Source organism: Chitinivibrionales bacterium (assembly GCA_014728215.1).
GTDB lineage: Bacteria > Fibrobacterota > Chitinivibrionia > Chitinivibrionales > WJKA01 > WJKA01.
In genome coordinates, this window is the sequence record WJLZ01000159.1 from 1 (window position 1) to 18,368 (window position 18,368).

At 46.6% G+C, this 18,368-nt stretch carries 18 protein-coding genes; 8 read left to right on the forward strand and 10 right to left on the reverse strand.

Translation table 11 applies throughout. From position 1 onward, the window contains the following. Together GF401_13900 and GF401_13905 are read left to right on the forward strand one after the other, a co-directional pair. Positions 1-905 (forward strand): hypothetical protein (locus tag GF401_13900; protein MBD3346146.1); only part of this gene is annotated, 905 nt, incomplete at its 5' end. 99 nt (positions 906-1,004) lie between these two features. Beyond that, on the forward strand, positions 1,005-3,050 hold the full coding sequence (locus tag GF401_13905) for an AAA family ATPase (protein ID MBD3346147.1): 2,046 nt from the start codon (positions 1,005-1,007) through the stop codon (positions 3,048-3,050). Positions 3,051-3,061: 11 nt separating this feature from the next. Here GF401_13905 and GF401_13910 read toward each other — a convergent pair whose 3' ends face one another. Further along, positions 3,062-3,952: an HD domain-containing protein gene (locus GF401_13910; GenBank protein MBD3346148.1), complete on the reverse strand. Its 891-nt coding sequence runs from the start codon at positions 3,950-3,952 to the stop codon at positions 3,062-3,064. A 130-nt stretch (positions 3,953-4,082) separates the two neighbouring features. Between GF401_13910 and GF401_13915 the strand changes: the two genes are divergently transcribed. Beyond that, on the forward strand, positions 4,083-4,613 hold the full coding sequence (locus GF401_13915; GenBank protein MBD3346149.1) for a hypothetical protein: 531 nt from the start codon (positions 4,083-4,085) through the stop codon (positions 4,611-4,613). A gap of 41 nt (positions 4,614-4,654) precedes the next feature. Here the strand turns inward: GF401_13915 and GF401_13920 are convergent, their stop codons facing one another. The 5 genes from GF401_13920 to GF401_13940 all read right to left on the reverse strand — a co-directional run bounded on the left by GF401_13920 (position 4,655) and on the right by GF401_13940 (position 10,136). After that, positions 4,655-5,419, reverse strand: a complete 765-nt coding sequence (locus GF401_13920) for an SDR family NAD(P)-dependent oxidoreductase (protein MBD3346150.1) — start codon at positions 5,417-5,419, stop codon at positions 4,655-4,657. 167 nt (positions 5,420-5,586) lie between these two features. After that, positions 5,587-7,392 carry a DNA helicase RecQ gene (gene recQ / locus GF401_13925; GenBank protein MBD3346151.1) on the reverse strand — a complete coding sequence of 602 codons (1,806 nt, stop codon included), beginning with the start codon at positions 7,390-7,392 and terminating at the stop codon, positions 5,587-5,589. A 740-nt stretch (positions 7,393-8,132) separates the two neighbouring features. Then, the gene (locus tag GF401_13930) at positions 8,133-8,579 is read right to left on the reverse strand and encodes a DUF488 family protein (GenBank protein ID MBD3346152.1); all 447 of its coding nucleotides are present in this window, start codon (positions 8,577-8,579) and stop codon (positions 8,133-8,135) included. Beyond that, entirely contained in the window at positions 8,569-9,156 is a 588-nt protein-coding gene (locus tag GF401_13935; GenBank protein MBD3346153.1) for a DUF488 family protein, read from the reverse strand. The genes GF401_13930 and GF401_13935 overlap by 11 nt, the downstream gene beginning before the upstream one ends. A gap of 182 nt (positions 9,157-9,338) precedes the next feature. Further along, a complete protein-coding gene (locus GF401_13940) occupies positions 9,339-10,136 on the reverse strand; it encodes a hypothetical protein (protein ID MBD3346154.1) in 798 nt (265 codons plus the stop codon). A gap of 219 nt (positions 10,137-10,355) precedes the next feature. Here GF401_13940 and GF401_13945 point away from each other — a divergent pair, with 219 nt between their 5' ends. Together GF401_13945 and GF401_13950 are read left to right on the forward strand one after the other, a co-directional pair. Further along, positions 10,356-10,757: a hypothetical protein gene (locus GF401_13945; GenBank protein MBD3346155.1), complete on the forward strand. Its 402-nt coding sequence runs from the start codon at positions 10,356-10,358 to the stop codon at positions 10,755-10,757. Beyond that, a complete protein-coding gene (locus GF401_13950) occupies positions 10,750-13,110 on the forward strand; it encodes a hypothetical protein (GenBank protein ID MBD3346156.1) in 2,361 nt (786 codons plus the stop codon). Before GF401_13945 ends, GF401_13950 begins: the two co-directional genes overlap by 8 nt. Positions 13,111-13,177: 67 nt before the next feature. On the opposite strand, the gene GF401_13955 is transcribed toward GF401_13950, so the two are convergent. Then, on the reverse strand, positions 13,178-13,342 hold the full coding sequence (locus GF401_13955) for a hypothetical protein (protein ID MBD3346157.1): 165 nt from the start codon (positions 13,340-13,342) through the stop codon (positions 13,178-13,180). Between the two features lie 118 nt (positions 13,343-13,460). Between GF401_13955 and GF401_13960 the strand changes: the two genes are divergently transcribed. Then, entirely contained in the window at positions 13,461-14,321 is an 861-nt protein-coding gene (locus GF401_13960) for an HD domain-containing protein (protein MBD3346158.1), read from the forward strand. 228 nt (positions 14,322-14,549) lie between these two features. On the opposite strand, the gene GF401_13965 is transcribed toward GF401_13960, so the two are convergent. Then, positions 14,550-14,960 carry a hypothetical protein gene (locus tag GF401_13965; GenBank protein MBD3346159.1) on the reverse strand — a complete coding sequence of 137 codons (411 nt, stop codon included), beginning with the start codon at positions 14,958-14,960 and terminating at the stop codon, positions 14,550-14,552. 36 nt (positions 14,961-14,996) lie between these two features. Continuing rightward, a complete protein-coding gene (locus tag GF401_13970; GenBank protein MBD3346160.1) occupies positions 14,997-15,581 on the reverse strand; it encodes a DUF4398 domain-containing protein in 585 nt (194 codons plus the stop codon). A 346-nt stretch (positions 15,582-15,927) separates the two neighbouring features. On the opposite strand from GF401_13970, the gene GF401_13975 reads away from it, so the two are divergent. Together GF401_13975 and GF401_13980 are read left to right on the forward strand one after the other, a co-directional pair. After that, positions 15,928-16,485, forward strand: a complete 558-nt coding sequence (locus tag GF401_13975) for a hypothetical protein (protein ID MBD3346161.1) — start codon at positions 15,928-15,930, stop codon at positions 16,483-16,485. Positions 16,486-16,513: 28 nt separating this feature from the next. Beyond that, the gene (locus tag GF401_13980; protein MBD3346162.1) at positions 16,514-17,647 is read left to right on the forward strand and encodes a hypothetical protein; all 1,134 of its coding nucleotides are present in this window, start codon (positions 16,514-16,516) and stop codon (positions 17,645-17,647) included. Between the two features lie 58 nt (positions 17,648-17,705). Here the strand turns inward: GF401_13980 and GF401_13985 are convergent, their stop codons facing one another. Further along, positions 17,706-17,957 (reverse strand): DUF493 family protein, encoded by a 252-nt coding sequence (locus GF401_13985; protein ID MBD3346163.1) that lies wholly within the window; start codon positions 17,955-17,957, stop codon positions 17,706-17,708. Between the last annotated feature and the right edge of the window lie 411 nt (positions 17,958-18,368).

Here is an 18,368-nt window from a genome sequence, read left to right on the forward strand (position 1 = left end):
ATGTTGCTACCAATGCCTCTATAAATATTTCCAATATCGATAATGATTCTGTTGCCGGTTATATCTACTCGGCTAAGAGTATGGACCATGATTTCGATTTTATTCCCTCTCACCTCTCTTCTTTTAAGAAGCCTTTAGGGATACTGGATTTTACCGGCGAACTGGAATTGAGCAAAGCAGTTATCGGCATGCCCTTTTTTCAGATGTTTCGTATGTCGGTTCTTGAGAAACCGGTCTATGAGGTTGCCCGGCATCTTATTGGATTAGGGCATAAAAATATCGCTTATATCTCGCCGATCCACGAAATGACATGGTCAAAAACACGCTTGAGGGCATTAGGTACCGTATATACTGCTGCCGGATATGCCGACGGGGTCGAAGGGTTTACAAAAAATTCATCACCAGTACAGGCAGCGACGCAAAAATCACTGGAACTTCACGAAGCAGATTCATATCCCGTCCAAGATTCTGAAGAATGGTGGGAAAAAATGCCTTTTGCTTACCGAGAGCAGATGTATTTTCCGATCAAGCGGACTGCATGGATAACCCTGAAAAGCGCAATAATATTCGAAAATTGCATCCCTCTTATGGAAAAAGCCCTTCAACAAAAAGATATCACGGCATGGATTTGTGCAAATGATCTGGTTGCATCCATGGCATTAAGTTATCTCTGGAGCAAAAACGTGCGTATCCCCCAGGATCTTTCGGTGGTTGGTTTCGATGATACGCTCGATGCCATGGGGGAGCGTATCACGAGTTATAATTTCAATTTTCAGGCTGTTACCGAAGCGATGATCAATTTTGTGCTCCGTCCGTACAGCTTTAAAAGGGTATGGCGAAAGAAAATTACCGATATCGAGGGTAATCTGGTTATCCGAAGTACCACTGGAAAACCAGCCCGATAAACCTCTGATTCTTTCCTGTAAAACGATCTTAGACTTTTTATCTGCATCAGTGTATTTTATCACGTTTTCGGCACCATTGATTCGCAGGAAGTTTTCGCCTTGAACAATTATCTCTCCGGATTGAATCCATCACAGAAACAGGCAGTCATGCATACCAAAGGTCCCCTCCTGGTTCTTGCCGGGGCCGGATCGGGCAAGACCCGTGTGCTGACTACCCGAATTACCCGTCTGGTTAAACAGAATGCCTGTAAGCCGTCCCAGATACTGGCGGTAACGTTCACCAATAAAGCCGCAAAAGAAATGAAAGAGAGAATTGCAAAAATTGTCTCTCCCAAAGCGGCGAAAACAATGACCATTTCAACTTTTCACAGCCTGGGTGCCCGGATCCTCAAGGAAGACGGGCATGCTATCGGAATCAACAGAAATTTTTCTATTATTAACGACTATGAGCGGACAGGGGTGATAAAAGGAGTAATGCGCACCATCGGAAAAGGGATGAAAGATGAAAGCCACGATACCCATGCAAACGCAATCAGTCTGGCAAAGAATGCTTCATTAGATCCTGATGATTATAAAAAACTCGATGAAGCCAAGCAGAAAACCGGAAGAATCTATAATGCTTACCGGCAGATTTTATTCCATCGTAACAGCGTCGATTTCGACGATCTTCTTCTCCTGCCCCTTCGACTCTTCGAAAAACATCCCGATATTCTTAAAAAATATCAGGAACGGTATGTGTATGTGTCAATTGATGAGTTTCAGGATACCAACGCCGTCCAGATGAAACTGGCTAAACTTCTTGCCGCACCCCAAAACAATATTATGGCGGTGGGGGACGATGATCAGAGTATTTATTCCTGGCGTGGTGCAATTATCGATAATATCCTCAATTTTACCCGTACGTTCAAGGGATGTAAAAAGATTGTTTTAGACAGAAACTATCGGTCGACAAGTCAGATCCTCGATGCATCACTCGCTGTTGCTGCCCGGAATAAAAAGCGGATTGAAAAAGTAATTACTGCCGCTGCGGGTGCTGGAGAACAGATTATGCATTACCGGGGTGATGATGAGGAAGATGAAGCCGTCTGGATTGCCCAGAATGTTAAAACAGAGGCAAAGAAAAACAATTTCTGTCTTGGTGATAATGCACTTCTCTTTCGTACCAATGCAATGATGCGGCGGTTTGAAGAAGCTTTCCGGATGGAAAATGTCCCTTATAAAACAGTAGGCGCTGCAAGCTTTTTTGACCGCAGAGAGATCAGGGATGTTATAGCGTACATGAGGTTTTTTGCCAATTGTGAAGATGAACTCAGTTTGATGCGGGTTATTAAGGTTCCGAATAAGGGGATCACAAAATCGACCCTTGAAGAACTTGACAGTTTTGCATCGGGCAAAAAATGCACCCTTTTCAAAGCTATTCGCAGTCATGAGCAGTGTACCACACTTAAACCTTCACAAAGCGAAACGCTGACTCATTTTGTCGACTTTGTCGATAAATACCTTCACAAATTCAAAAACGGTGGTTGTGCCGAAGCGTTGCATGAGCTGTTGAACGAATGTGGATATCTCGAGCTCCTTAAAAAGGCATCCACTCAGTCGGAGGCCGACCGAGAGCGAGTCGATAATGTCAAAGAAATAATTCATGGCCTAGAAACCTTCGAGAAAAAAAATAAGCGATCGAAGGATATTCTTTCCGAATATTTGAGAGAATTAAGTCTTGTCGCCAACGATAATGATGATAAGGCCGGTCGTTCCAGAAATAGAGTCACCTTCATGACCTTTCATAAGGCCAAGGGGCTGGAGTTTCCGGTAGTCTTTCTTGCAGGTCTCGACAATAGTGTTATGCCCTCACTCCGGTCGGTTGAAGAAGGGAAGATTGATGAAGAACGGCGGTTGTTTTATGTTGGTATGACACGGGCCCAAAAGCGTCTGGTACTTACCTATCCGGCAACAAAGGTGTATCGTGCAAAGATGGTGAAGGTGGTTCCCTCACAATTTCTTCATGAAATCCCCGGAGAGTTTCTCGACGGCGCGCTGGGGGAGAAAGAAAAGGAAGATTATCAGTCCTATGTCACTGATTTTTTTGCAGGGATGCGGGCGAAGCTTGGCGGCGGGGAGGGAGAGAGCGACGCGACGACGCGGTGATGTGGTAGATTTCAGCTGCCAGCGATTTTGCCGTAGGAATTCATTTTCGGTGGTGCGCCGCGTTTTTCTTTTGAGATAACAACTTCGGTGTAATGTGGCTTATTTTGGCGGTTGTGTGCTATAAGCGATTTGACAACATCCCACCCGATTTTGCCTTCCTCTGCCATAATTGTAATTTCTTCGAGTGCTGTGCGGTTATCATAACATTCCTTCCGGTAGGGACGCATCGAAATGAGCGCATCGTAGACATCACATGCGGCAACAATCTCCGCCATCCTGTCGATACCGTTGTACCCGCGCGGATATCCTGAGCCGTCCTTCCGTTCATGATGATTCAGGGCGACCTCGGCGGCAACTGATCCGGCATTGTAATAGTTGAGCAGGACATATCCGGCAACGGTGTGGTGCTGAAGGAATTTCCGCTCCTCTGAAGTCAAGGGGGTACTTTTTCTGAGGATAGACAGAGGCACACAAATCTTACCGATATCATGCGTCGGACCCGCGGCCGAACCGATAATGCGTTCATCACAATCATCAAGAAGATCACTGCCGATCAGCGTGGTGAGTGCAAAAACAGTGATAATATGACGATAGGTGTAGTAATCCTTTATCTTGAAATAATCCAGCGTGCCAAGAACAGGTGTGGAAAGATATATTTCACCCATACTTCCATAGAGCGCCGTCATATCAATCTTATCGCTGAATATGACATCATAGGGATATATCTGCAAAAATTCTTTCAGATCCAGCTGAACCGCGGCATGTTTGAGAAGAGAATAGGTTTGTCTGGTCTCATCGGAGGGAGCATTCAGATCGTTGAGAATTTCCGGAGTGATTTCGTGCCCGGCACCAAGCAACGGCCGATTATCAAGCGTATAGACAGGATAATTGATTGTGATCATATAGCATGCTCAGTATCAGTGAAATCGTTACAATAATTGAATTATCGTAATGAAATATGATATCATATAGGCTGTAGAAAATCAATAAATACAAAAATCATTAATCAATATCAGTAGACCCCTCTTTTGTATGGAAGAAATCGAAGCATTAAAGGATATTCAAGCCCGCAACAGTGTCGATATGATGCTGAGAAGTCTTCAATGGCATCATGTACAACTCAGCGCCATGGCTGATCAGAAAGCAAGTATTCTCATGGGAACCGAAGCGGTTATCCTTACCCTTATTTTCAGGTATGTTCAGGAAGGTCAGGCCTCGCTGTGGCTGCTGGCCCTTGGAATTACCATGCTGATTTCTGCAGCCTTTGCGCTTCTGGCGATAATGCCTACCTATAAGGGGAAGGGCATGGCCAGACCGAACTGGCTTTTCTTTTCTTCCTTTTCCTCCCTCTCTGATGTTGAATTCATGAAAAAAATGGAAGAGATTATCAGCACCGATGAGAATGTGTATAAGGCGATCCTCAATGATACCCATCAGTTGGGGAACATACTCTATCGTAAGAAATACCGGTTCTTAGGCTACAGCTACCGGGTGCTTCTGATTGGACTCATTGCCACATTTTTCATTGTAACGGCACAATGGGTGATTACAAGCCTATTCTGATAACAGGCGGCGGTTGAATCATGCAGAGGCCCGATTTCTCATCACCATGCCCATTCTGCTTCCTGCCCCTGTCGGTTCAGCCAGAGTGATGCTTTATCTATGTTTAAATTCAGGACCGTGGCGGTAATCGATTCGGCCGATTCCTGGGGAGAAATTGAAGCATTGGAACCACCCATATCGGTCTGGACCCAACCGGGGGATACCGAAACAACTGTGATGCCGTATGCTTTCAAATCGCCGGCCATGCTTCTGGTCGCCATATTCATGGCTGCTTTTGAAATGGCATACCCGTAAGAGGGGGCCGGCGCCATTAATTTCGATATTGATCCGGCACCGGAGCTGATATTGACAACACGGGGGTTGTCGCCTTTTTTCAGCAAGCCAAGGAAAGCTTTTGTCATGCGCATGGGGCCAATGGTGTTGGTGTTAATTGCATCGGTAATTTTTTTTAAAGCGATCTCTTCAAGTCGCTCCTCGTTGGGTTTGGGATAAATCGCTGCATTGTTGATCAGAATATCCAGCCCGGTTACATAAGAGCCCGCTTCTTTTGCACACGCAGAAACTGAATTGTCATCAGCAACATCACAGCAAACAATTTCAAGACTGCCTTCATGTTCTCTTTTTAATTTGATCAGTTCCCCCGTCTTTTCGGGATTTCTGCAGGCGGCAATTACCAATGCCTTTTCCTTGAGAAATGATTTGACCAGTGCAAGGCCGATACCTCGGTTCGAGCCGGTGATAAGAATATTCATACAAACAGTCCTCCTTTTAGATATCATCAGTATAAGATAGTTTTTTCCATACATAGCGCAAATCTGAATTGTTCACAAGCATGGTATATTATTAACGTTTAACAAAAAACAGAAGTGCACCGGTTGATACCACGGTAAACCAAGGCGATATTGTATGCAACAGTGTAATCGCTGCAGGCATGACGTTCCCGGCGCTCAGAAGTTCCTCCGTAATTATATTTTCAAGCAATATGGGCTTTGATTTCTTTCAAAAAGATCGTTCCATACATCTCAAGCTTTACATCACCGACACCGTTGACCATGCTCATCGCCCCTAATGAAGATGGCATCCTGGCGCACATGTCGTGAAGAGTTCTGTCGGAAAAGATGATATAGGGCGGAACTCCCTTTTCGCTTGCCAGGTGGCGGCGAAGGGCACGCAAACGATCGAAAAGCACGATATCCCCGCCTGAGGCTTTTACAGGGCGAGATGGCTTTCCGGTCCTGGCGTTAGGCGCGGCATTTTTCGGTGTTTCAGCTTTGAGCGCCGTTTTCAATGAGCGCTCGTTGCGAAGAATGCGGAATGCATCAACGCAAAGGGTAACAACAGGATAATTTCCAGCGGTGCGGTCGAGGATATCCTGTCCGATCATTTCGTCAATAAGTCCCTGCCAGTATTTCTTGGGTTTTTCCTTGCCTTTGCCGTAAAATTCGAGTTCATTATGGCCCTGTTCCCGGATACGTTTTGTATTGGCGCCCCGGATAATATCGATAATATGCAGGATACCGAACCGCTCGTGTGTTTGGTGGATTATTTTGATTATCAAACGTGCATCACCGGTGGCATCGTGCAGAAGGACACTTGATTCACAAATGTCGCAGGCATCGCATTTGTCACTTTCAGCCATTTCGCCAAAATAGGCGAGGATCTTTTTTCGGCGGCATATGGTCCGGTTCTGGGCATAGGTGACCATTTCATTCAGCGATGCCCCCAGCCGTCGGCGCTCTGTTGTGTCTTCGATTTTGTCGATAAAATACCGGATTTTAGGGACATCGCCCCATCCGAAAAAGAGCACGCATTCCGCCTTATCGCCGTCTCTTCCGGCACGGCCGGTCTCCTGGTAGTACGATTCCATGTTCTTGGGAAGATCGCCGTGGATGACAAACCGGACATTGGGTTTGTCGATTCCCATACCGAAGGCGATCGTCGCCACGACCACATCGACTTCATCACGATTAAAGGCCTCCTGATTTCGTTGCCGTATTTCATTGTCGAGACCGGCATGATAGGGGATCGCCCGGATGCCGCATTTGCAGAGATATTCGGCAGTGGATTCGACATTGTTGCGCGTTGTACGATACACAATGCCGCTTCCGGCCTGTGTATTGATAATATACTCGGCAATCTGCTTTTCGATATCCGATTTCTGTTCTGTCCGGTAGTAAAGGTTTGGACGGTTGAAGGATGCTCGTACAGTAAGTGGATTACGGAGTCCCAGCCGTGTGATAATATCATTCTGGACCCGGTGGGTTGCCGTTGCCGTGAATGCGGCAACCGGTACTTCGGGAAATCGTTTGATAATTTCGGATAAGTACAAATACTCAGGCCTGAAATCGTGACCCCAGTCGGAAATGCAATGGGCTTCATCGACCGCAGCCATGCATAGGGGGACGTGCGAGAGATTATTCAGAAAGGTATCCATGGTGAAACGTTCGGGCGAAATATAAAGGAGATCAATAGCTCCATTGTAAAGATCGCCGAAAACCTGGATGCGTTCCTGGTCACTTTGTGCCGAATTGATACAGGCGGCCCTGATTCCGTTGGTGCGCGCGGCATCCACCTGATCTTTCATCAGAGCAATAAGCGGGCTGATAACAAGGCAGGTTCCGTTCATCATCAATGAGGGCATCTGGAAGCAGAGCGATTTGCCGCCACCGGTGGGCATGACCGAAAAGCAGTCGCGTCCCGAAACGATCGCTTCGACAATCTCACGCTGATAGGGCCTGAATGTGTCGAAACCGAATACCGATTTCAGTGTATGGAGCATTCTCTGGTTGTTGATAGCCATTCCGGTTTTTGATGCTGTTTCCCTGCTGCTGGCAGCTGCAGCCGCACTCTGCGGCCATGTACCAGGTTCCAGTTCGACAACGCCCGCAATTAATTTCCAGCATGGAAGGCCTTCTTTTGTCCAGCTTTTCGGGGTATAGGGCATGCTCAGGGTGACTGTTATCAGGCAGTGTTGCCCGGGGACATAGCCCTTTTCGAGTTTTTCGATAAGTACCGGATCGGTAATCCGCGTGCACAACCGTCGCCCCGACAGCGAAACAAAGGAACCGTTCCATTTCTGTCCGCCCCGGGCACTCGGTCCCACGCTGAATGCTTCGAACTCGAATGCTTCGACAAGCTGCAGCGTGCGGCGCTGCTCTGTATCAAGTAAGGTAAGATACTCAACCGTCACGTAAATTTCACTGTTGTGAAGGATGTGTTTGTCCTTTGTGCAGTATCGAAACAACTGTTCGGGTTCGAGGCGGCCTTTTAGCTGCCACTTTCCGGGAAGCAGGGACAGGTTTTCCGATTCAAAGCCGAAATCGGGCCCCGCCGAACCGAGGGGTATTTCAATCATGTCGCCGAGTTGAGGTAATTGCCCGTCGATGGTCATAGTGCTCCGCTCAATCCGGCCGTCATCGAGATGCGACACAGGTCGGATCCATGTGCCCGATTCAGGATCGATTCCTGCAAAACAGAAAGCCACGTGTTTCCGGGAATTGGCAAGACAGATCACTTTTCTTACAGGTGGCATATCTCAAGGGCTCCACGTTTGGTTTGAAGATATTCGGCTACAAGCCGCCGGTGACAGCATGTCCCCGCGGGTTCGGAACACAGAAGACAGGCGTGATCGAGCAAGGCCAAATCGATTTCCTTTTCAATCTGCCTTCTTTCGGTCAGCCGCAGGAATTGTCGTCCAAATTCATCCCAGTCGATTTGGTTCTTTTTAAGAGAATCGAGCAACTCTTTTGTTGGCGCAAAGTCGGGACGATGGATATAATCGATACCGCACAGGGTTCTCAGAAAATAGGCCAGATCATCACGCTTGGCAAAACCCGCGAGCTGAGAAACATTGTTGAGCCGAATATCGATTACCCGCTTGACACCCGCACCTGCAAGTGACGAAAAGAAATGTTGTGCACTTTTCTGTGTAAATCCGATAGTGAACAATCTGGTTTTATTCACCATTTTTCTCCGTGTATGCGACTTTTTCTCCCTGGAGGGCATATGCTTTTTCAATAAGTTCATCATCGGAGGCAAACAGATCGCTCTGGTCGATATGGTGTTCCCGCCGAAGGCGCATTTCTGTTTCCCGGTTGTCTTCAACCGAGCCGTTGTCGAGAATATGCTCTATCCGAAGGTCCTCTGAACGGAGATTACGGGACACCAGAACCATACGGTGGCAGCTAAGGGGGTCTTTTTCCGCGCACAGAAGACAACTGTTGCAGGAATCTATACCTGCTTTGAGGCGCTCGAGCCCCTTTCGAAACAAACCGGTTTTCGCGACAAGGTCAAACTGTACTTTACCGTTGATATAACATTCGGCAACCGGAGACCGTGCTCCCAGTTCCCGTCCCATAAACGCATATCCAATGTTTGCATTGCGCAATGCATTTTGAAGCGGTTCCTTATTGAATTGCGGATTGAAACGGCTGTAGGGTGATGAGCGCACATCGACAACCGCCGAAATCGAATGCATTGTCAATAATTCGATCAGGCGTTCGATCGAATGAGTTGAATGGCCAATGGTATGGATTGTTCGCATGGGATGGAATATAAATAATTGTGGAAGGTCGAAAGTTGAAGGTTAAGCGTTAAAAGTCAGGACTTTTGCTTAACCACAACCTCACCTTCAACTTCTCACTTCGTTGTCTCTCTCCCGGTAGCACCTCGGGACAGGGCTTTTGTCTCAAATCGCTCTTAATTGGGCCCCCTCGTTCATCGTAATCATTCTCGTAATTTTTCATCCCTTTTCCCCCTTATCGCTTTCCAGTAAAAATCTTTCATTGCCCTGGCACGGTTGAGAAAGGAATCTTTGGCTGTTTTCGGGCGGGGGGCGAAGTGGGGGATGACCGCAAGCATGACGATATAGTAAAGATAGCCGTTCTCGGTGGGAAAAAGACGTACATAGCGATAGACATCATCCGGGTAAATGAGAAATATTAAAAATCTGCGTACTGTATCGACATTGCTGATTTCAAAAATAAGAGAACTGTCCTGGAATGCTATTTTCGAATGATAGAATAATCCTCCCGAACGGTTATCTTTCTGGAAAAAACAGAAATCAAACTCCGGTACCTGCTCGGTGAATTGATGGTTGGGGATCGGCTGAGAGAAATTGCTGTCGGTAATAGTATATGATTCTTCGATGAGTGGCAGAATTTTATCCTGCGTTACCGAGTAATAATGAATGCCTTTCATTGATGAAATATCCAAAAAGACATTGGCAATGGAAAGCAGTGACACATCGGTTTGAATTTCACCTTTGAGAAAGACGGCATAATCGAAAGAGCGATTTTTAAGCGGGGGCGGGAGAGCTTCTGATGAAATTTCTTTGGACGTATATACGGTTTCTATTGCAGTTCCTGCCTGTATGCGTGCCCGTTCGCTCGGGCTGAAATAGTCTCCTGTTTTTGCAGCATGAGCCCTTCCCGGAATCAGGAACGAAACCACGGCTCCAGCAATCAGCGCCATGGAATGCAGCGATGATGTACCTTTTTGATTGTGTGAATAACCATTTGTCATGATAATCAATTTAAATTATGCCGATTCGGAATGCATACATTGCTTCAGTTTATGAAAATTACAAGAAGATTAGATTTAAAAACGATCTTTCGTGACCCCGTGCCTGAAAAAGGCTTGAACCTTCTGGAAAATTAGGTTATTTTGTAAAAAGGGGCGACTCTTTAAGTACAGGCCGCATTCACAGGACAGCACTGGAAGGGCGATAAGAGAGGAAAAAGTATGCTGCAGATTTCCGGAACACGTGTGTTTGCCATATGCGCCACCGCCCTCTTTCTGACGTGCGGCGGTTCCAATCCATCCAGTAATTCGAACCCTCCGGCAAAGCAGGACGGCCCTCCTGAAATGCGGTTCCTCAATTCCAATCGTGTGACCACTATCGGTGGCGACACAATCCGCTATCATATACGCAACCTCTCTGCTCTGGATTCTACGTGGGATGAAGTTATCACTTTCGGCGAGTATTCTATATATAAATTGATTACTCCCAGCAGTACTCCTTTTACCGTTGTAGGCGAAATCCGGCCGGATACGGGGGGCGAATGGCGGGAGATGAGATGGAACGATCAGTCTATTGACCCCGATACCGGTGGACCATTTACCCTGGAGCTGTCTTTTGAATAACAGAGCATCAGGAAAATCTATCAATGTTCTCTTGTGGCCGGGGAAGCTTTTTTTTCTTATCCTCTTATCGGGGATGATTGCCCGGGCCGAGCAGATATGCGAATTCCGCCTGACCAAATGTCCTGAGACGTACGATGGCGATACCATTATCGTGCCCGAATACGTGGCAGCACTGTCATCAAATATTCGCGCATGTTTGTCATCGGTGATGTTTCTGGATACATCCAATCAAAGCCATACGCCGTCGATTATGTTTGTTATCGATAATTCCGGGAGTATGACCGGTGTCGGAGCTGATGATGCCAATGATCAGTTCGGCTCTCGTTTTACCGTGACACGCGCACTCCTTGACACGATCCACAAAACCCAGCCCAATGCAGAAGTGGGTATTGCGGTTTTTACCAATCACCTTAATTTCGATCCCCGAACTAACGAATATTTCAGCCAGTATTTCCAGCGCATGCCGAAAACGTATGATGATGAGCCCGATCAGGCCTATCTGTCGTTTATCGAGCTTAACGAGCAATACGGCAGCAGGAAAGGAATTGATATCATCAAAGATGTCCTCGCAACCGATACGGTGGATACGACGAAGAATAACAATCCATACAGCTATGTTGATCTGGTGTATAAACCCGATTTTGAAATAAATCGTTCGACCAATATCAATATGGGTTTTGAAGCTGTCAAGGATGCCATGAATGGTGCTTCAAATCCTCCTGAGCGGCAATTTGTTATCTTTCTTTCCGACGGCGATGCACGAGGAAATGAGATGGCCGGTTATGATGACCGCTATTACTTCAGTAAAGGTGAGAATGTTCCCACCACATTTACGGTGTTTTTTACCTCCAGTGGCGATGCGCCATCGAGTCTGGAAACAATGGCCGATAATGTCAAGCAAAATGGCTATTCGGTAACCAATCCTAAAAGTGCTTTATGGACCATACAAACATCGCATGATGACCTTATGGATCTTTTTATGGAAAAAATCCTCACCAATATTCTTATCCCCGGCAATCCTACCCGGATTATGATCAACGAGCGGTCATCCACCGCCTATATGGACAGCTCCTTTATCTTTGCCGGTGGTTTTTCTCTGAGCGACACGCTGACGCCCTTTTCATTAGATATCAATTACCGATATCGTGATACGACCGATAATATTATTAACGATTCGACCATTACTTCACAATTTTTTGTCAAGCGTGTAGCAGGGGCATCCGTGCCCGATAATATCGAATTGTATTGTGAAGAAGTTATTACTCCCGACAGCATTCCGGTAACCGCAGCGCTTCTCGATACCAATGGTGACGGCCACCTCGACCGGATCGATTTGACCTGGTCGGACAACCGCGCGTTGCGGGATTCGATGCCCACGGTATCCGAGCTTGTCACCCTGTTGCAGATCGCAACCCGTGAGGGAAAAACCGTAGCGCTTAGTGCAGATACCATGGAAGTGGATACGGCAAATCAGACAATACGGGTGATTCTTGAAGAAAACACCGTAGAGACACTTGAGACCGGATGGGATTCGGCGCAGGTGCAGCTCGCTCCGGTTCCTGTGGCAGGGGACGGCAGCTATTTTTACATAGCGGATATTGTCGATCGGGCCGGACCGGTAATAAAAACCGCGCGCTATTATCGCGACCCGCAAACAGGACGGGATTCGCTAATTGTAGAGTTCAGCGAACCGGTGATATGGCAGTCGTCGAGTGTAATACCCCCGGAGGTATTCAATTACTATCGGCTGGATACGCTTAAAGATGAGGCATTTTCAGAAACCGATGCATCGGATCTTGGTCAAATACCAGCGGGAGCGATCGTTATGATGACCGGCGATTTCCTGCCGGTGGGCGGTATTGACAGTCTTCAGTTGGACGACAACAGCCGGATAGTCGACAGCTCAGGCACTGCCCCGCCCGAAAATGGCCGTAAAGCGCCGGTCCTGTATGCCGGAGGTGAACCCTGGGCTGGAGCGATTGTCAACCCCTTTACACCGGGGGTGGATGACATTCCTTACCAGGTTCGCAATTTTTACGACAATGTCATCTATTCGCAATCGGGCAGTAATTCAACATCCGGCACGATTATCGGCATTCAGTCTCAAGGCCCCCTGGAGCGTCAATCCGACGGCTCCTATGGAAAAGCGGTTGTTTACGATGCTGTCGCCAATATGGTTCGTAAAAACCTGCGCGTCTATCAGGAAACCACCACCGACTACGGTGTCTTCTGGGATGGCCTCAATGCAAACGGACGGCGAGTAGGCGGAGGTGCTTACCTCCTGGTTATCTCAACAACCGACATCAACGGCGATACTCAGACAACCAGGGTGAAACTGGGTGTCAAGCGGTAGTATTTTCTCCGCATTGTCGTGAGTGAGGATTTTCAGGGTTGGGGAATCGAAAAACATTCCCACCTCTTCAACGCCACATCTCGAATGCCTTCTCAGAATTTGAAGTATATCCTGAGTGAGCAGTATAAACCGTTTGGATATTATCCATTCCGGCAATTTTACGAATCGATACCGAATCCATTGCCATATCTTCGGTAAATATTTTCACCATCGGGCAGATTTTTTCATCCACAATAATACACAGATCCCCGGCAAAAAGCGACTCATCCTGCCGGCTATTGCAGCAAAGCTGCCCGCAATGGTACTATAAAGGTGGACAAACAAATTTTACTCTGCACCGGGGGTCTGCCATGGAAAAAAAATCATCACCTAATCGATCCTTTCAATTCAATATTTCGTCGCACTTTAAATTAACAATAGTTATCATTTTTATCTGTTTAATTGTTTTTAAAATCCTCAATGTAACCCGGTTTCCCGGTGAAATGGTTATTCCCGACAGTGTTCTTCTTGGTTCGGCGTTGGCATTTTGTATCTATTTGTGGGTTCAGGAAATACGGGATCGCGATAAACTTTTCAGAATGAATGTTGAGCTGATAGGATTGCGGGATAAAATCAAAACAACCGAAATGCTTCTCTACGAAAAAATTGAGAATACCCTGGAACAGAAGCATCCCCATCTGCGAGGTCATGCCCGCCATGTTTCGTTGCTATCGAAGGAAATCGGCAAAAAGATGAACATGACACATCAGGAACTCGAAATTCTCTCCGCCGCGGCGCTATTGCACGATATCGGCATGATGAGTGTTCCGGATTCGATCATCCAAAAACCTCAGGCTCTGGATGATCTGGAATGGGTTGAAATCAAGAAGCACCCGGTTTCGTCATTTAATTTTTTTTCACCCCTCAAGCATTTCGGTGCAGAAAGCCGGATTGTGCGTCAGCACCATGAGCGTTTCGACGGCAAGGGGTATCCCGGACAACTGAAGGGAAAATCTATCGAACTGGGCGCGCGGATTATTGCTGTCGCCGATGCCTTCGATGCAATGAATTCGCAACGGATCTATCGGGGAACAATGCTTCCCAGAAAATTCATCGTGCGGGAGCTGCGCGCCAATGTCGGGACCCAGTTCGATCCACAAATCATTACCGCATTTTTACAGGTGCTCAACGAACAGCCCTTTCTCTGGGACCAGAATCTGCAACCAGCATGAAATAACCGGTGTTGTAACCGGATATAAATCGCCGGTCGAACCGGGAGGGGGGTTCTGAGACATGCTCTAAAAGCCATTTCACACGTGCTCCCATCAACCGATCGGGCGCGACGAGCCCATCTGCTTCGTTGCTCAATCGTTGCATACGCCCGGTATGCGTCGATCTTGCGCCTCACATATGGTCACCTCGCGCTTCGACATCCTCGGTCCGTATTTATCAAAAGGCTTCTAAGAACTTTTTACAACCAGATTATGCTCCAACGAAATTCCGGCCTGTTCGAAGAGTTTTTCCACAGGGCAGGCATTCAGCGTTTTGTCAAATATTCTCTTTACCTTTTCTTCGGGTTCCGATGAGATTACCGTGACATCCGCCACCGCCTTGGTGATAGTCGGAGCCCCCTGTGGTTGATCGGCATCGATAACAGCCGTTATGCCGTCAAATTCCAGCTTGGAATTAGTGGCCACAACAGAGAATATTGTGGTGATACAACCGGAAAGACCCATCACACACAATTCAAGAGCGGTCGGCCCAAGATCCGTACCATTTTTTGCCGGGGGCAGGTCAATAACGAGACCGTGATTGCGGCTATTGTCAACAATCGATTTATATCCTTCAACCAGTTTTGACGTTGATTTCATGATACCTTCTTACTAAATGGTTTAGAATATTTAAAGTTATTCATCATCGGGTTTAAGCTGACCAAAGACATTTTTCAGCAATGACTGGGCTTTGGCAAGATTTTCCCGGGCCCCGAGGATGTCACCCCCATTGAGTGATGCCATTCCCACGGTAATCGCGCTCTCAGCAGTGTCAACATCCGCGGCCATTTGCACAACAGCTTTTCTTCCCAGAGATCGTGGTGCCCGTTTGACCGCGGCCCGTGTGTCTTTTATCATTCCCTCCGCGGAAGTCAATCCCGCTTCAACCTGGGCCTTTAGTTCCACTTTCGCTTTGGGTGCCTCGTTCTTGAGATCTTCGGCAAGCACTGATACATTTTCCAACATCGCATCGGCCCTGGCAAAGCTTCTTGCCAGAAAAAACTTCTTTTTCTGCAATGAAATCTCTGTCTCAACGGCCTGTAGTGCTTTTTGCACATTTTGATAATTATTCGGCAGGTATTTTTCCGCTTCGGCCTCTTCTGCCGCTTGAAATGCGGCTTTTGCCGAGGCAAGTTCCTCTTCCGGCGCCTGGGCACAGCCGGTAAAAATCCCTGTCATGCATACAACAGCAACAGACATCAGGCCAATAACTTTATGCATAGGTGACCTCCTGCAAAAAGATGAATAGATGAGTGTTCAATAAATATCCGATTTTGCTCTTTAAATATACATAAATAATCATAATAAGTGGGAGCGGAATTTTATTAGTTTTTGTGTCCCTTCTCTTTATCCCCAAAAAAAACAAAATGCCGTAGCAGAAATGAGGTTTATTAAACAGATGAATGTTTGTTCCATAAACCGGTCTCTATCACCCGCGTAATCCGATATTTACTGTTAGATTCTGTAAAGCTCTGAAAATACCGGCCAAAATTTATGTAACAAATTCTCATGGCCACTCGTTTATAATCAGGAATGCGGTTTCTTGGTCGTAAAAAAGGAGGGCGATATGAGAGAGAAGAGGTTTACCTATGTTTCTGAGGCAAAGGATCTTGATCTTGCTCCGTTCCTAAACTTAATGATTGTTCTGGTGCCGGTCCTCCTGCTGTCGGTAGAATTTGCCCGCATTTCAATCATCGATGCCGCTCTCCTCAGTTGTGCCGGGTCGAATACAAAAGAGGCAGATACTGTTAGCGACAACAGGGAAGAGGTAGAAAAACTTCTTCTTACGGCAATCATTTCCGATTCTTCACTGGTACTTGCATCCAGACAAGGGGTCCTTCCGGATATTATGTACCGTGAATATCATGAATATATTGCTCAGGATGATGGTCAAGTCGTAATAACCGAATATTATCCGGATAAAAAAGTTGTACATCCGGTAACAAAAAGGGAAATGAAACTCGTAGAGAGAAACGAGATACGACTTTACAGTATTGATGAAAAAGGCAACATTATCCGGGCACTCTATACCGGCGATAATGACCTGGTTACCGATAAGGAGGGAAATATCATTCACCATCCAATGAAATCGAGAGATACCTCGAAAAATACGGTTGATGCATAACCATTCTAAGTCCTTAAAGGAGGAATAAATGGACCGGCTCTTTTACTATGTACGGTATTGCTTTCTGATGGGACTTCTTGTATCGATCTGCTATTCACAGGGAGAAATTGTTGTTGATCATTCCTGTACAGATATCGATGCCATACCTTTGTCGTGGGTCGATTCTGCAAAGAGCATGTTGCATATCGGATATGGACATACCTCCCATGGGAGTCAGCTTGCCACCGGTATGAATGCGTTGGAGAATTACTATTCCGACGGCCGGTTCGACTGGAGCCACAGCGGGGTAACAGGGGAGTTGCACCTTTTTGAAGGTGACGGATATGGCGATGGCCTTTTAGATCATGATTGCGGTTATACCGGGTGGGATGATGAAACACGAGAATATTTGGATTCTCACCCGGAATGCAATGTTATCATCTGGTCATGGTGTGGCCAGGTGAATAATGTCGATAATCTGAATGCGCACTATCTTACGCCCATGTCGCAACTGGAAACCGAATATCCTTCCGTTACCTTTGTATATATGACCGGGCATCTCGAAGGACTGGGGCCGGACGGCTCTTTGTATGCGGCGAATCAGACGATCAGGGAGTATTGCAGCACAAATAACAAGGTGTGTTACGATTTTGCGGATATTGAAAAGTATGATCCCGACGGCGACGTTAACTATCAACAGTATCATGCCGATGATGAATGCGACTATACACCGCAGGGCGGGGGAAGTGCTAACTGGGCTGATGGGTGGATTGAAGAAAACCCGTCTCATACTCTGACGGAAATCACCCAAGAATGCGGTGGGTGTGCCCATTCCCGCAGACTTAACTGTGTACAAAAAGGTGTCGCGGCATGGTGGCTCTGGGCCCGGCTTGCAGGATGGGATAATAATATCGATGTACTTCAAAGAGGTACGCCGGAGGGTATGAACCCCGGGGTAAAATTGTTCGGAATTTTAGATGATGCGCTCAGGGTAACCCCTGCCTCATCACTGTATCCGTATACTGTTAGGATATCCACGGTCAATGGTGCGGTCCGGTACCTTTCCGGCCCCAGGCAGGAGCCGACGGTAGTGCCTTTCCATAAGGAATATGCACGGGGCGTTTATGTGGTTTACTTTCGGTCGGCACAATTCTCACAATCCCGAATTATTACCATTCAGTGATTTCCCTTTCCGTATCTGCATGTATGGCTTCAAAAAACGTTTTTCAAATGTGATAAAATCACAACACAAATTTCACTGAGGGATCTTTTTTCAGGCATTCAAAGATGTGGAGTCTTTCGCGTTCGTCACTCACCTGAATATCCAGAATCAGGGAATGGTATTTCCCGCCCGAGCTGGTATGTGAATTGATAAGATCGAATTCTTTGTTGTCCTCAACCACTGTATCCACCGCTTTGCGCATGAGTTCTTTGTCTTGGCCTACTATCCGGTACGACCAGTTACATGGATATTCTATTTCCGGTTTTTTCATGAAGTCCTTTTTTTCAGATGATGTCCATAAATAAATCGGTATAAGCATAAAAACTATTGCGTGAGACTCAATGCAAAATTGTATGGAGTGAAATTTTTTGCAACAACTCTGTTTTTTATTTTTGTAGCAGGCCTTTCTGTTGAATTACCGGCTAAGATTAATGTAACCATTCCCGAATCACATGCATGCATCGTTTCCGGGTACGGTTCTGGATTTGGCGATTAGCGTGTCGATGAGCGAATTGGTAATGAGAGAAAGCTCCGGCATTGTTTTTGAGAATAAAAATAATTACTGCATCGATCCCTTGGAACACTAAAAAACTGTAAAGAATTCCGACAAACAGGGGGTGGATTTTACACTTTCCTTATTAAAATGCCCCAAAGCAGCGGTTTTAAGGCGGTTTTGAGCCGG

Excerpts from the sequence above, each read along its gene's own strand:
- GF401_13940 (MBD3346154.1), bottom strand. The coding sequence starts at position 10,136 with ATGACAAATGGTTATTCACACAATCAAAAAGGTACATCATCGCTGCAT.
- GF401_13965 (MBD3346159.1), bottom strand. The coding sequence starts at position 14,960 with ATGAAATCAACGTCAAAACTGGTTGAAGGATATAAATCGATTGTTGAC.
- GF401_13920 (MBD3346150.1), bottom strand. The coding sequence starts at position 5,419 with ATGTATGGAAAAAACTATCTTATACTGATGATATCTAAAAGGAGGACT.
- GF401_13910 (MBD3346148.1), bottom strand. The coding sequence starts at position 3,952 with ATGATCACAATCAATTATCCTGTCTATACGCTTGATAATCGGCCGTTG.
- GF401_13975 (MBD3346161.1), top strand. The coding sequence starts at position 15,928 with ATGAGAGAGAAGAGGTTTACCTATGTTTCTGAGGCAAAGGATCTTGAT.
- GF401_13930 (MBD3346152.1), bottom strand. The coding sequence starts at position 8,579 with ATGGTGAATAAAACCAGATTGTTCACTATCGGATTTACACAGAAAAGT.
- GF401_13945 (MBD3346155.1), top strand. The coding sequence starts at position 10,356 with ATGCTGCAGATTTCCGGAACACGTGTGTTTGCCATATGCGCCACCGCC.
- GF401_13935 (MBD3346153.1), bottom strand. The coding sequence starts at position 9,156 with ATGCGAACAATCCATACCATTGGCCATTCAACTCATTCGATCGAACGC.
- recQ (MBD3346151.1), bottom strand. The coding sequence starts at position 7,392 with ATGCTCCATACACTGAAATCGGTATTCGGTTTCGACACATTCAGGCCC.
- GF401_13970 (MBD3346160.1), bottom strand. The coding sequence starts at position 15,581 with ATGCATAAAGTTATTGGCCTGATGTCTGTTGCTGTTGTATGCATGACA.
- GF401_13960 (MBD3346158.1), top strand. The coding sequence starts at position 13,461 with ATGGAAAAAAAATCATCACCTAATCGATCCTTTCAATTCAATATTTCG.
- GF401_13980 (MBD3346162.1), top strand. The coding sequence starts at position 16,514 with ATGGACCGGCTCTTTTACTATGTACGGTATTGCTTTCTGATGGGACTT.
- GF401_13915 (MBD3346149.1), top strand. The coding sequence starts at position 4,083 with ATGGAAGAAATCGAAGCATTAAAGGATATTCAAGCCCGCAACAGTGTC.
- GF401_13985 (MBD3346163.1), bottom strand. The coding sequence starts at position 17,957 with ATGAAAAAACCGGAAATAGAATATCCATGTAACTGGTCGTACCGGATA.